The 13,320-nt window shown below is 47.8% G+C and carries 12 protein-coding genes; 9 read left to right on the plus strand and 3 right to left on the minus strand.

Annotation, left to right across the window (positions count from 1 at the left end):
- Window positions 1-277 precede the first annotated feature (277 nt).
- The 5 genes from QU597_RS09595 to QU597_RS09615 all read left to right on the plus strand — a co-directional run bounded on the left by QU597_RS09595 (window position 278) and on the right by QU597_RS09615 (window position 7,021).
- Window positions 278-2,374: a glycoside hydrolase family 36 protein gene (locus QU597_RS09595; protein WP_310832434.1), complete on the plus strand. Its 2,097-nt coding sequence runs from the start codon at window positions 278-280 to the stop codon at window positions 2,372-2,374.
- Window positions 2,375-2,749: 375 nt separating this feature from the next.
- Window positions 2,750-3,007, plus strand: coding sequence for an AbrB/MazE/SpoVT family DNA-binding domain-containing protein (locus QU597_RS09600; RefSeq protein ID WP_054939792.1), 258 nt, complete (start codon window positions 2,750-2,752; stop codon window positions 3,005-3,007).
- A gap of 329 nt (window positions 3,008-3,336) precedes the next feature.
- On the plus strand, window positions 3,337-4,032 hold the full coding sequence (locus QU597_RS09605) for an HAD family hydrolase (RefSeq protein WP_310832435.1): 696 nt from the start codon (window positions 3,337-3,339) through the stop codon (window positions 4,030-4,032).
- A 240-nt stretch (window positions 4,033-4,272) separates the two neighbouring features.
- The gene (locus QU597_RS09610; protein WP_310832436.1) at window positions 4,273-4,992 is read left to right on the plus strand and encodes a glycosyltransferase family 2 protein; all 720 of its coding nucleotides are present in this window, start codon (window positions 4,273-4,275) and stop codon (window positions 4,990-4,992) included.
- Between the two features lie 154 nt (window positions 4,993-5,146).
- Entirely contained in the window at window positions 5,147-7,021 is a 1,875-nt protein-coding gene (locus QU597_RS09615; protein ID WP_310832437.1) for an LTA synthase family protein, read from the plus strand.
- A 68-nt stretch (window positions 7,022-7,089) separates the two neighbouring features.
- On the opposite strand, the gene QU597_RS09620 is transcribed toward QU597_RS09615, so the two are convergent.
- On the minus strand, window positions 7,090-7,557 hold the full coding sequence (locus tag QU597_RS09620) for a MarR family winged helix-turn-helix transcriptional regulator (RefSeq protein ID WP_310832438.1): 468 nt from the start codon (window positions 7,555-7,557) through the stop codon (window positions 7,090-7,092).
- A gap of 140 nt (window positions 7,558-7,697) precedes the next feature.
- Here QU597_RS09620 and QU597_RS09625 point away from each other — a divergent pair, with 140 nt between their 5' ends.
- The 4 genes from QU597_RS09625 (at window position 7,698) to QU597_RS09640 (ending at window position 11,530) form a co-directional block, all read left to right on the plus strand.
- Window positions 7,698-8,888, plus strand: a complete 1,191-nt coding sequence (locus tag QU597_RS09625) for a cell wall-binding repeat-containing protein (protein WP_310832439.1) — start codon at window positions 7,698-7,700, stop codon at window positions 8,886-8,888.
- Between the two features lie 38 nt (window positions 8,889-8,926).
- A complete protein-coding gene (locus tag QU597_RS09630) occupies window positions 8,927-9,640 on the plus strand; it encodes a response regulator transcription factor (RefSeq protein WP_310832440.1) in 714 nt (237 codons plus the stop codon).
- The gene (locus tag QU597_RS09635) at window positions 9,630-11,039 is read left to right on the plus strand and encodes a sensor histidine kinase (protein WP_310832441.1); all 1,410 of its coding nucleotides are present in this window, start codon (window positions 9,630-9,632) and stop codon (window positions 11,037-11,039) included. The genes QU597_RS09630 and QU597_RS09635 overlap by 11 nt, the downstream gene beginning before the upstream one ends.
- A gap of 290 nt (window positions 11,040-11,329) precedes the next feature.
- Window positions 11,330-11,530 carry a DUF2933 domain-containing protein gene (locus tag QU597_RS09640; protein ID WP_310832442.1) on the plus strand — a complete coding sequence of 67 codons (201 nt, stop codon included), beginning with the start codon at window positions 11,330-11,332 and terminating at the stop codon, window positions 11,528-11,530.
- Between the two features lie 73 nt (window positions 11,531-11,603).
- Here QU597_RS09640 and QU597_RS09645 read toward each other — a convergent pair whose 3' ends face one another.
- Both QU597_RS09645 and QU597_RS09650 read right to left on the minus strand, forming a co-directional pair.
- A complete protein-coding gene (locus tag QU597_RS09645) occupies window positions 11,604-12,098 on the minus strand; it encodes a DUF6803 family protein (RefSeq protein ID WP_310832443.1) in 495 nt (164 codons plus the stop codon).
- Window positions 12,099-12,193: 95 nt separating this feature from the next.
- Entirely contained in the window at window positions 12,194-13,285 is a 1,092-nt protein-coding gene (locus QU597_RS09650; RefSeq protein WP_310832444.1) for a GerAB/ArcD/ProY family transporter, read from the minus strand.
- Window positions 13,286-13,320 lie beyond the last annotated feature (35 nt).

Raw genomic sequence — 13,320 nt, forward strand, 5'->3', positions numbered from 1 at the left:
CCATTTTGAGTTACTAAATTTACTTTGATAGAATGAACTTTAGACAACTATTAGGAAGAAGTGGCGGAAGGGGATTTTAGAACTGTAGGAGCGAAGCGCCCGCCTTTGTCTGCGGATTTCCACCGCGAACAGCGGTACAATATCAAGAAATCTGCAGGCGGGCAGCGGCAGGAAGTTCAAACATTCTCTGTAGTCTGCGCACAATGCCGGTTAGGTAAATCTAAGGTTAAACTTATATAAGAGTGACACCAACTTTTGTCAGGAGGCTATACGGGATATGACTAGCAGGCTGATTGAGATTACTGAAAACGGACTTTATCTTACGATTGAGATTACGAAGGAACTGGATGTCCGGCTGCTGCATTTCGGGGCGACACCGCTTGAGGCAGGAGTGATCGCGGAAAAGAATAAACCGGGGTTCCGGCTGCTGGAGCTGCAGCTGTCCGGTGAGGACCGCGCCGAATATCACGGCCGGACGCACCGCGCGTCGTATCCCGGACTGCGGATGATCTATAACGGGCACAGTGACACGGTGAATGCGCTGGGGCGCAAGCTGGAGTTAACGCTGCTTGATCCGCTGACTGCAATTAAGGCAGTACAGCATTTTCAGTTCTATCAGGGTGTACAGATCGTGCGTTCCTGGACGGAACTGAAGAATGAGGGAAAGGAAGAGATTGCAGTGGAATATGTCTCTTCCTTTGCCCTTACCGGGGTAGACAAAGAAGGAAGCGCTGACCGGGGGGATAAAATTGAAGTGACGCTGGCGCACAGCGGGTGGCAAAGTGAGCTGCAATGGCGGACCTACCGGCTGCCGGAGCTGGGGATGTCGCATTTGGCCGACCGCGGTTCCAAGCGGATTGCTGCCAGCAACACAGGCTCCTGGTCGGCGGCCGAACTGCTGCCGATGGCTGTGCTTCATAACAAGGAGAGCGGAAGCAGTCTGTTCTGGCAAATCGAGCATAACGGCTCCTGGCACTGGGAACTGACCGACCAGTATGATCAGCTGACGCTGCTGGTCAGCGGACCGACGGAGCATGACAACCACTGGTGGCTGAAGCTTGCACCCGGCGGAGAATTCACTTCGGTACCGGTAGCCGCCGGTTCTGTTCAAGGCGGGATTGAGGCTGCTGCCGCACAGCTGACCGCTTACCGCCGGATCATCCGCAGACCTAATGAAGACAATGAGCTGCTGCGGATTATTTTCAATGACTATATGAACTGTCTGTGGGGAAGTCCGACGACAGAGAAGCTGCTGCCGCTAATCGATGCCGCCGCAGATGTCGGCTGCGAATATTTCTGCATTGATGCCGGCTGGTATGCACCCGGCGAATGGTGGGATGGCGTAGGCGAGTGGGAGCCTTCCCGAGAGCGTTTCCCGGAGGGCATCAAATATGTGCTGGATTACATCCGGAGCAAAGGAATGATCCCCGGCCTGTGGCTGGAGCTGGAAGTCATGGGGATCAACAGTCCGAAGCTGGCGGAAACCGATGACAGCTGGTTCTTCATGCGCCATGGCAAGCGGGTCAAGGACCGCAGCCGTTATCAGCTGGATTACCGCAGTCCGAAGGTGATTGAGCATGCCGACGGGGTAATTGCACGCCTGGTGGAACAGTATGGTGTCGGATACATCAAGATGGATTATAACATCAATGCGGGCATCGGTACGGAAACGGACGCAGACAGCTTCGGCGACGGGCTGCTGCAGCATAACCGGGCGTATCTGGCCTGGCTGGACCGTATTTTTGTACGTTACCCGAACCTCGTGATCGAGAACTGCTCCAGCGGCGGGATGCGCATGGACTATGCAATGCTCAGCCGGCACAGCATCCAGTCCACGAGTGACCAGGAGGACTATGTGCAGTATGCGGCCATTGCCGCCGGTTCACCGCTGGCGCTGACACCGGAGCAATCCGCGGTGTGGTCCTATCCGCTGCGCGAAGGCGATGACGAAGAGGTCATCTTCAATATGGTTAATGCGCTGCTGCTTCGCGTACATCAGAGCGGGCATCTGGCCGGGCTTGAGCCGCGGCGCAGGCAGCTCGTGAAGGAAGCGCTGGATTATTACAAATCCATCCGCGCCCATATTCCGCAGGCTGTGCCGTTCTGGCCGCTGGGCCTGCCCGACAGCAGTGGCCAGTGGGTCAGCTTCGGCCTGCGGCACGGCAATACCCGTTACCTGGCCGTATGGAGGATTGGCGGTGAAGTGAGCGGAATCACCCTTCCGCTTCCCGAGCTGGCAGGGCTGGATGCCGAAGTAAGCTGTGCATACCCTAAGCAGCATAGCTCGGAGTGGAGCTGGGACAAGAGCGGGGGCAGTCTGACAGTGTCCATTCCTGCCGGGAAGACAGCCAGATTATTTGAGATCCATGCATAATTATTGCGTCAGGGTCTAAAGAACCGGATGTATAGCGTCACCCTTCGTGAACTGGAGCAGTTATCCAGTGCAGCGGAGGGTGTTTTTTGCTGTGCAGAACTTTTTAAGCCCACAAAGGTATATACAAAAGGAAACACAGCCAATAAAAATAGAAATTGCCTAAAAAAGTTTAGTACATGATTATTTTGTCGAAATAACTCTAAACTTTGTCGAATAATTTGTCGATATACATCAAAAGATGTAGAAATAAATTTGACAGGGAAGAAATAGCACTTTAAAATGCAGATATAGCGTAATCATTACTACTATTTAGAAGCATTGAAAGCTTTTAACACAAATGATTATATAAAGTGTTTATTCAAGGGAGGATGCATAATGATGAAAGCAACAGGTATTGTAAGAAAAGTGGATGAACTGGGACGGATCGTAATTCCGATTGAGCTGCGCAGAACAATGGGAATTGACATAAAAGACCCGCTTGAAATTTTCGTCGACGGAGAAAAGATTATCCTGAGAAAATATGAGCCTACTTGCATTTTCTCCGGCAGCGCTGAGAACCTGATTAACTTCAAGGGTAAAATGGTCAGCAAAGATGTGTTGGACGAACTGATCGCAAGCTTTGACCAGGTATAATTCTTGTTCTAAACTTCATAGTTAATTTAGTACAGCAGGGACCAGGAACGCAGCACTTTTACAGTGTGTGCACCCGGTCCTTTTTCATTGCCACAGCATAAAACAAAGACGGCAGATCCCCGAAGCATAGGGCTTAGCGACTGCCGTTTTTCCTGTTTGCGAATATGGGCCTGAGAATCTGACATCGTACCGGACCAGCCTCAGCTCCATACACGGCTTTGGGGGTGAAGCAATGCCCAACTTGGGTTCATAGACAATGTATGCTGTTTTCTATATCATTAAGGCGTGGAACGAAGAAGCGGAACAACTTAGAAGGGATGATTCACCATATGAGCTATGAAGAACAGCAGCTGAAACTTAAGAAACCGGAAGCGATTGTATTTGATATGGATGGAACCCTGTTCCAGACGGAAAGCCTGTTATTACCTGCATACCATAAAATGTTTGATATTCTGCGGGAGGAAGGGCTGTATTCCGGCCCTACGCCGCCGGAGGAACGTATTCTGGGCAGCCTCGGCATGCTGCTTGCGCAAATCTGGAAGAATGTTATGCCGGAAGCTGATGAAGCTGTGCACCGGCGGGCGGATGAGCTGTTGCTGCAGCTGGAGATCGAAGGGCTGGAAGCCGGGGGCACCCTGCTTTATCCTCATGTAGTTGAGACCCTCCGTGCTCTTCATGAACGGGGAGTCCGGCTGTTCGTTGCCAGTAACGGACTGGCGGATTACATCCACAGCATTGTGGTAGTTCATGAGCTGAAAGAGCTGTTCGACGGACTGTACAGCGCTGGCGGCCAAGGGACGGCAACCAAGACGGAGCTGCTGGGACTTTTACTGAAAGAGAATGGTGTCGGCAGTGCCTGGATGGTCGGCGACCGTTCATCCGATGTAGAAGCCGGCAAGGGCAACGGGCAGACGGTGATCGGCTGCGCTTATGCCGGCTTCGGCCGGCAGGACGAACTGAAAGGCTCTGACGTTATTATCAATGCCTTCGATGAATTGATCGGGCTGTACGATAACGCGGAGTAGGCTTTCCCCTAAAAGAATAGGGCTGGTGCAGGAATCCCTGCGGCAGCCTTTTTTTGCATGATAAGATTAGGTTGATTACCTATCTATTTTGTGATTTAATGCAGTAGTACAGTTAAATGTCCGGCAGAGGTCAGAAACGGAACCCGTCTTCGGTACAGGACGGCTAAGCCGTTTTTTCTTGCTGCCTGTAACCTTTAGAGGGCAGCTTGAATATAAATACTTGGTACAGAGGTGAAGCCGTTGATTAAATTGTCTGTCGTCGTTCCCGTTTATAATGAAGAAGACAATCTATTAGAGCTCCATCGGAGCATAACGGATGCGGTTAAGGACAAGGTGGACAGCTACGAAATTGTACTTGTGGATGATGGCAGCAGGGACCGGAGTGCCGGGATCCTTGATGAGCTGGCCAGAACTGACAGGGCGGTAAAGGTGATCCATTTTGAGAAGCATTGCGGGCAGACAGCAGCTGTCTCCGCGGGGCTTAAGCAATCCGGCGGGGAATTGATTGCCCTGATGGATGCGGACCTGAGAAGTGACCCTCGTGATATTTTCAGGCTGATGCCGTTTATCGGCAGGGTGGATTTCGTGAACGGGAAGCGGATGAACGCCGGGAAATCTTTACTTTACAAGCTCCCCGCACAGGTCCGGAGCATGATCCGCAACTGGCTTACCGGAGAGCATATCCGTGATTTTATATCACCGCTGAAGCTGATGAGGCGGGAGGTGGCAGACAGCTTCCATCTGTACAACGGCATGCACAGGTATTTGCCGACGCTGGCCATTATGAATGGATTCTCCGTGATTGAAGTGTCCGTCACACACCGTAAGAGAAAACACGGCAGCTCCAAAAATGCTTTTATTAAGCGGACCTTTGCCGGTTTCCTTGACGTAGTAGTCATCTGCATGCTGAAAAAAAGAGTGATCCGCTACCGGATCAGATCTTCTCCAAATCCAGAATAGAGCGTATAATATGGGATTGTGCCGGTACAACATGAAGCTGCATATTCTTGAAAAGAGATGACGGCCTTTCTGAAATTAGCGAATTTTGGCGAAGGAGAAGTACCGGGAGCTTATTCAATGCATATAAGAATGGAAGTAAAGGGTGGGGTCAGTAATGAACAAAAAATCCGCGTTTACAACTCTGTTAAATAGACCGATTATTCTATTCAGCCTTGTGCTGCTTATCAAAAGCGCAGTGGCCTGGTTTGTCGTATTCAGTGATGGTCCTAACTGGAGTATGGTGTTTACGGAAATTCCATTCTTCATTATCGTGTTCAGCCTGATCGAATGGCTGGCATCGAAACGAAAGATATTGTATTACATGATTGCGAATCTACTGATTACAGTTATTTATTTTGCCGTGCTGATGTATTACAAGTATTACGGCGTTATTGCTACCTATCATGCGCTGCAGCAGGCAGATAAAGTCACCAAGGTGGGGGAAAGCACGTATTCACTGATTACGCCTTATTATTTGTTCATTTTTGTCGATATTGTATTCTTCCTGTTCTTTATGTTCCGCCCGAAATACATTGCTAAATGGAAGGAGAGAGGTGCGATCCGCATGAGCCGGCCGGCGCTTCTCGTCATTACCGCCGTTTCGATCGGACTCTGCCTCTTTAATATCTGGCCCAATCATGCAAGCATGAACGAGATTAAAAAAGCGGAAAGCATGGGGATTCTCAATTACGAGCTGTATACTCTTTTTGCCGATACCACAGAGGACGAGGCACTGATCGACAGCAAAGAGATTACCCAGCAGGCCGTTAATGAGACCAAAGGAATCACGGAACCTGCTGCGCCGCTTTATTTCGGAGCCGACAAGGGCAAGAATCTGATTGTGGTGCAGATGGAATCCTTCCAGAACTTCCTGATCGGGCTGACCATTGACGGGCAGGAAATTACACCGAATCTGAATAAGCTGGTCAAAGAAAATACGTACTTCAACAATTTCTATACGAATGCGGGGCAGGGTACGACCTCGGATGCCGAGTTTGTGGTGAATACATCTTTTTATGTGCCTAAGAATGAACCGGCGACCTCTTCGGACTATATGAAAAAAGCGGTCCCGAGTCTGCCGAAGCTTATGAGCGCGAATGGTTATGATACGGCTACGTTCCATACCAACAGTGTGGAGTTCTGGAACCGCAGAGACTTATATAAAGCTATCGGTTTTGACAAGTATTATGATCAGGCATTCTATGGGGATGATGACCATATTGCTTTCGGTTCTTCGGATGAGGTATTGTTCGCGAAGACCGTTCCACAGCTTGCCAAAATGGATGCCGGGGAGAAGCCGTTTTATGCGATGGTCATTTCGATGAGCGCCCACCATCCTTACCGGATTCCAGAGGAAAAATACAAAATGACGCTTCCTGAAAGTTACGAAGGCACACTGCTTGGTGATTATATCCTTGCCCAGAATTATGCGGATTATGCCATGGGGCAATTTCTGGAGGAGCTGAAGACAAGCGGATTATGGGATGACAGTCTTGTCGTATTCTACGGTGACCACCAGGGCGTGCCCATGTATACCCTGGGCAGCAGTGAAAAGGACCTGATCAATGAACTGGTCGGCCATGACTATGGCTACACGGATATGTTCAACATTCCGTTTATCGTCCATTCGCCGGGTGCCGCACTGCCTGCCGTAATGGGCCAGACGGGCGGACAGGTAGACATCCTGCCGACCGTTGCCAATCTGCTTGGCGTGCCGGTACAGAATCAGCTGCATTTTGGGCAAGATCTGTTCAATCAGCAGAGTAACCTGCTGCCAGTCAGACATTTCCTGCCGACCGGCTCCTTCATTAACGATAAGAGCATATACGTAACCGGTGATGCTTATGCTGACGGGACTAACTACAATCTGCTGGATAATACGAGTCTGCCAGGCGGCTCTACAGAAGCACAGTTTACGGCTGTTCAGCGTCTGCTGAATCTGTCTAACAGCTATCTGCTGCAGCTGCCGGACCGGCCGGATCAGCAATAGAAGAATGTGCAAAAAAGCACCAAAACCCAGGCTTGCAAGCCTGGGTTTTGGTGCTTTTTTTATGCAGATTATAAGGAATCAGGCTGATCGTTAAGCTGCTCAAAGTAGGCATGGACGCCGTTCAGCAGTTCAATCAGCAGTTCACTTTTTTCCTCACCTAAATAATCAATCATCCCTTTGAACGTGTCACGGATCTTTGCGACCGCTTTATCGGCGAACAGTTCGCCCTTCTCCGTCAGCTGGATGACACTGATTCTCCGGTCTTGAGTGTGGCTGGTACGCACTACAAACCCTTGGCTGAGCAGGCTGTTGACCATTTGCGTAATGGTCGGAGAGGTCACCCGCAGCAGCTGGCTGATCTCCGAGACGGTCAGCGTATCCTTCCCGGTTCTTTTTTTGCTCATGCGGATCGTGATCAGTACCCGGATCTCACTTGGCTTCAGACCGAACATTGTCGTTTTTTGCCAATTGAGCCGGGAGAATTGCTGGAAAGCACCCATCAATCCATCCACATTGTCATACCTGTCTTCGTTCATCTGTACACCCCATAAGCTTATTTAACTATAATTATAGCCCAATGGGGGCATAAAAAGAACTCGCTTGTCTTCATCGTTTCCACACACTTTTCAAGTAAAGTATGGTTAAAAAAGAGACAATCCAAATTGGAGGTAAGAGGATGAAAAAGGTATTAATGATTGGTACAATAGCGTTGATATTAAGTGCGGCTTTATCCGGATGTCAGGCTGGCAATAAAGACACTGATGCTGCAGTCAATGAAACCAAGGGGACTCCGGTTACAGAACCATGGGTTGGCACTAAAAATACTACTCGGATTAATACGTCTGATCCCGTTCAGGCAGCTGTTCTGGTCTCCCGCACCCTGTGGACAGCAGAGACAGATAATAATAGGCCCTCAAGTGTGGTTCTGACCGATGTGAACAACTGGCAGATTGCTGCGGCAAGCACGGATTTGATTCATCATCCCAGCAACGGGCCAGTCCTCTTTTTTGATAAAGAGAGTGTTCCTTCTGTGACATTAGAGGAGCTTAAGCGGCTTAAACCGCTGGGTGCTGAAGGGAATGATAACATTCAGATTGTTATTGTTGGGCCGGTAACGTCAAGCGTTGAAGAGCAATTGAACACCTTGGATATGAAGACCGATAAGATAGAAGGGGACGAGCCGGCGGCTATAGCACAGGCCATTGATGCCTATTATGCAAAAGCTGCGGGTGGGCTTCCACAGGCCGTCATTGTTGGGTCCATGGATAGTCCTGAATATACATTACCTGCTGTAAATTGGATCGCCCACATGCCGGAGCCTCTACTATACGTGAAGAAGGACGAGATTCCTGCTGCTACAGTGGAAGCCCTGAATAAGCGCGAAGGCAAGGCGGTCATCTATGTCCTTGGTCCAGATTCGGTGATCTCCAGTAAAGTTGAAGAAGGATTAACAGCTTATGGTTCGGTAACCCGGATAGCTGGCGACAATCCATATGAGAATGCGATCGCTTTTGCCCATTATAAAGACACTACCAACGATTTTGGCTGGGGAATCACTACGCCTGGACATAACTTTTCATTCCTGACGACAGATTCAACGATGCTCGCTATCGCTGCTGCTCCTTTTAGTCATCTGGGCAAACACGCTCCGCTGATTTTCACAGAAAAGGATGGGCTGCCGAATTCCGTGATGGACTATCTGATGAACGTTCAACCGAAGTTTCAGAAGTCACCTGCTGAAGGGCCCTATAATCATGCCTGGATAACCGGCGGGAACGGCGCAGTTTCTGCTGCTGCACAGAGTGAAATTGATGATATGCTTGAGATTTCCCCTGCGTCAGGCGGGAACCCGCATGCCGGCCATTAATTGGTCATTAGTTCATAATAAAATGGAGTAGGTGCATAATGTCTAAACTACAAGTATTAATTGTAGATGATGAGTGGAATATGAGGAATCTGCTTCGCATTTATCTGATGAAAGAAGGATTTCGGATTCAGGAAGCTGCAACAGGTCATGAAGCACTGTCTATGATTAAGAAACACTCCTTTGATATCATATTGCTGGATGTAATGATGCCTGATATGGATGGCTGGCAAGTCTGTAAGGCCGTAAGAGAAACCGAAACCATACCTATTTTGATGCTAACGGCGCGCACGGAAACGAAGGATAAAATCCATGGACTTGGAGTAGGGGCAGATGATTATTTAACAAAGCCCTTTGAACCTGAAGAGCTGTTGGCCAGAATCTATTCATTAATCCGCAGGTCTACGATCACACAGGTTATGCAGCCTCCCCAAAGGGTGCTGGATTTTCCGGAGCTGAACATTTTTCCCGATGCCCGGGAGGTCCGCATTCAGGAAGGTTCTGTAGATTTTACCCAAAAGGAATTTGATCTTCTCATGATGTTAGCCCAGAGCAAGCAGCGTGCATTTACCCGGGAAGAACTGGTGGAACGGGTCTGGGGATATGATTATGAGGGGGAAATTCGGGTAGTGGATACGCATATTAAGAATATCCGTGAGAAACTGCAAAGAGCAGGAATGAGTTATAACCCGATTCAAACAGTATGGGGAGTAGGCTATAAATTTCAAGCGGCAGAGCATCAGGATGAAAAATAACCGGATTGGGATCAAACTTGGGTCAGTGATCATCACTGCATTCCTGATCGTGTTGTTATTCCTGGGTTTTGCCATCGATAAAATGTTCACGAATTTTTATACCGCCGAAATGCGAAAAGAAACCGAAGAGATTGCCTCCCACTTTACGGTGATGGCGAATGCAACCGATGTCACCTCCGAGCAGACCATGATGACCTTTGCAGAGTTTTCGAATGTCAGTATCTTTAATATTTTGAATAATGGAACCGTCAATCTGCACTCCGGTGTTCATGATTCGGCCGACCGGTCGTTTATACGGGGTTCTGACCTCGACAAGATATTTGGCGGTGAAATTGTTAACTTGCTGTATGAAGACCCGGAAGGGCATCGTTACTTTGTATCCGGCCAGCCGATCACCAGCGATGGAGTGATTACCTCAGCTCTTTATGTGATGGCCTCTACGGAACAAATGGAACAGTCGCTGTCCGGCGTAAGGAATTTATTGATCCTTTCCGGGATGGGCGCCTTCCTGCTTGCCCTGGGAATCACGTGGATTATCGCGCAGGTCTTGTCCCGTCCGCTGCTGCAAATGCAAAAAGCAACACGTAAAATTGCCGTAGGCGAGCTGGAAACCCGGCTTGAGATTACAAGCAGGGATGAACTGGGCAGCTTGGCTGAGGCCATTAATGATTTAGCGGCCGATCTTCAGCGTTACCGGGATAGCCGGCAAGAGCTGTTCTCTAACATATCGCATGATCTGCGGACACCCATTACCTATCTGGAAGGGTACTCTAGAGTGGTTAAAGATCATCTCTATGAGACTGAGGAAGAGAAGGACCGATATCTGGATATCATTTATCAAGAGGCGGTCAGGCTGCAGCATTTGGTCGATGATGTGTTCGATTTGGCCAAAATGGAAGAAGGGAAGATATCCCTTCTAGTAGAAGAGCTCAACCTCTCTGACCTGACTGAACAGGCTGTTCAAAAAGTTAAATTGAAGGCAAAAGAAAAAGGTTTAAACCTGTCGTTCGAATCTTCCGGCCCTGTTACTCTGGTCCGAGGGGATGGTAAACGGATGGAGCAGATCGTCTTGAACTTGCTGGAGAATGCGATCCGCTATACAGAGAAGGGGAGCATTCGAGCAGGTCTGCAGTATACCGGAACCTCCGTTATTCTAAGCGTTGAAGATACGGGAATAGGGATTCCTGAGGAAGACCTGCCTTATATTTTCGAGCGATTCTATCGAGTGGAGAAATCCCGTGCCCGGCAATTTGGGGGAACCGGATTAGGTCTGTCTATCGTGAAAAAGCTGGCCGAGCTGCAGGGCGGTAAGATAAAGGTTACCAGTCAGCTAGGCGAAGGAACCCGGTTTGAAGTTCATTTTTCAAGGCAACCGGACCCTAGAGGGCATAGCATATGAAGAAAATAGAATGGCTTATTGCCTTCCTCTTTATGGGAATAGGGATGATGTGTATGATCCTGTCAGCTGTTTCTTTTCAAAGCGATTCCCTGCTTCAATTCGGCAATTTCATCAAAAAATTTCTAATATGTGCAGTATTCATCGTGATAAGTCTGTTCCTGCTGTTTAGAGTATTGAAGCTGAATCGAAGATCAAAAAAATAAGCTCCTATTAAATAAATCAACACATTTTCTACACAGTCATTTCCTACAATGAAGATAGAACACATCTTATTTTCTGGAGGTAACGATATGGATTGGTCCTGGTTAGCTGTGCTGATTTGTCCGTTAATGATGATATTTATGATGTTTGGTATGCGCGGTGGACACGGCCATGGCCCGCATAAGAAACAGCTATCCGCCGGCGTGGTAGAGCAAGAATTATTACATTTAAAAGCACAAAATGAATTATTGCAAAAAGAAGTGCAAGAATTAAAGGATAGAGCTGTCTAAAGGCAGGAGATAGGCGGAAATGCTCAAAAAAAGACTCCGAAGATTGTCTCCGGAGTCTTTTTACATTTCTATATTAATGAGTCATTCCACTCATGCCGCCCATGCTGCTTACAATCTCAGGATTAACCATTCCGAAGATCATTGCGATGTGTGCAACCACCAGGAAGCCGCTGACGAGAATAAAGTGAAGTTTCAGCTTTTCTTCTTCCGAACGTTTACGTCCAATAAGCCCAAGATCCAGCAGAGCCAGAGGAAGCAGGAAGATGACACCGCTCAAATAAAAACCTACAGCAACCACATCTACCCAGGTGTGCCACTCCCCGTTTACGGTCAGAGGGACAAAAGCGGTCGGGAACAGATATAGGAACACTCCTGTAAAGTACAGACCGGCCAAAATGCTGCAGATCCGGTTAAAAGCTCTTAGGCTGCCTTTGACATTTTTGTTGAAAAGAATAAAAAACTCGGTTACCGTAATGGTCTCAGCAAAAATGACCGGGATTGCCATAAAAATAATCAGATTCCATGGCTGGTTGTCCATCAAAAGGGACATATAATGTGTCATGTTCATTTGGTTCATTTCCCCCATCAAATATATTTACTACAAAGTTAGTATAAGGGGAAAGTGTGTGGAAAGTATGGAGAAGAGAAATCGCTCTTTATCTGTCAGGAGGCTGGTTTAATTTTTTTTATTTTCATTATTACAAAAAGAATTAAAGGCAGCACTACTTGAAAAAAAGGCGAGGACGTTTTCAGGCTTACATCACGTCCTATGATAATGTGGTGGGTGTAATTGGGTGACAAAAAAGAAATTCCATAAATAAGGGCAGCCAAGGGGAGAGTCCATTTTTTAAAGGATATCCCGGTAATTCTTTCGAGTCCGATTACTGCCCCATTAAAAAACGCCGCCATTTTAATGCCTAAACCGAGGAAAAACAGCAGGATAAAAAGAGCATCCGTACGTTCAAAGACCTCAGTTAGTCTAACCAATTGTACCGATTGAAGCAATGGAAGGGTACTGAATGCGGCTAATTTATGACCCATTACCAGAACGATTAATTGATTTAGGAATGTCAGTGATAATGCAGTAAGAATATAAGCCGTTATAACAGCTTTACGGAGTTTTTTTACTTTCCGCACATGCGGATAGAAGACAAGAAATAAAACAACTTGTCCAAAGGGAAAAGATACAATATCCGGAATAGCGGCTTTAAAGACCGGCATCCAGCCGTTTTCCAGAATCGGGTAGAAAAACTCCAAGTGAAGGATACCCGTAGCAGGAATTAAAATGCTGATAATCATATATCCAAGCACCATACCTGGAAACAGAATCACACACATTAAGAAGAACACCTTATACCCGTAACGAACCGTGTTAGAGACCACCAAAATGGCAATTAAGGAAACTACCCAGAGTGGCGTCCGGTTTAGCAGGGTCAATAAAGTGATTTCTGCTAAATCACGCAGATTTCTTGAGGTTTCATAAGCAAAGTAACCCACAAACAGAAGATTCAGAACCGAACCCGCGTATTTCCCCGTATATCTCCGAAAAAGCTGGAACAAATCCAGATTCGGCTCTTGTCTGTAAATGGACAGATGAAGCATTAGTAGGATCAGACCGGCAAAGGCGCCTATAAGCATAGCCAGCCAGGCATCCTGTTTAGCTTCACTGCCAATAAAAAACAAAGTCGTGCTGCCTACCTCGAATAGGGAAAAACATATCATCAATTCTGAAACACGTATGGTATGCTTCCCCATAATTTGAACTCATCCCCTTTTATTGGATTACATTG

It is taken from the genome of Paenibacillus pedocola (assembly GCF_031599675.1).
Taxonomy (GTDB): domain Bacteria; phylum Bacillota; class Bacilli; order Paenibacillales; family Paenibacillaceae; genus Paenibacillus_AQ; species Paenibacillus_AQ pedocola.

What these genes read in the sequence shown, in the direction of transcription:
- QU597_RS09595 (WP_310832434.1), top strand. Translation starts at nt 278, where the DNA reads ATGACTAGCAGGCTGATTGAGATTACTGAAAACGGACTTTATCTTACG.
- QU597_RS09600 (WP_054939792.1), top strand. Translation starts at nt 2,750, where the DNA reads ATGATGAAAGCAACAGGTATTGTAAGAAAAGTGGATGAACTGGGACGG.
- QU597_RS09605 (WP_310832435.1), top strand. Translation starts at nt 3,337, where the DNA reads ATGAGCTATGAAGAACAGCAGCTGAAACTTAAGAAACCGGAAGCGATT.
- QU597_RS09615 (WP_310832437.1), top strand. Translation starts at nt 5,147, where the DNA reads ATGAACAAAAAATCCGCGTTTACAACTCTGTTAAATAGACCGATTATT.
- QU597_RS09620 (WP_310832438.1), bottom strand. Translation starts at nt 7,557, where the DNA reads ATGAACGAAGACAGGTATGACAATGTGGATGGATTGATGGGTGCTTTC.
- QU597_RS09625 (WP_310832439.1), top strand. Translation starts at nt 7,698, where the DNA reads ATGAAAAAGGTATTAATGATTGGTACAATAGCGTTGATATTAAGTGCG.
- QU597_RS09630 (WP_310832440.1), top strand. Translation starts at nt 8,927, where the DNA reads ATGTCTAAACTACAAGTATTAATTGTAGATGATGAGTGGAATATGAGG.
- QU597_RS09635 (WP_310832441.1), top strand. Translation starts at nt 9,630, where the DNA reads ATGAAAAATAACCGGATTGGGATCAAACTTGGGTCAGTGATCATCACT.
- QU597_RS09640 (WP_310832442.1), top strand. Translation starts at nt 11,330, where the DNA reads ATGGATTGGTCCTGGTTAGCTGTGCTGATTTGTCCGTTAATGATGATA.
- QU597_RS09645 (WP_310832443.1), bottom strand. Translation starts at nt 12,098, where the DNA reads ATGAACATGACACATTATATGTCCCTTTTGATGGACAACCAGCCATGG.
- QU597_RS09650 (WP_310832444.1), bottom strand. Translation starts at nt 13,285, where the DNA reads ATGGGGAAGCATACCATACGTGTTTCAGAATTGATGATATGTTTTTCC.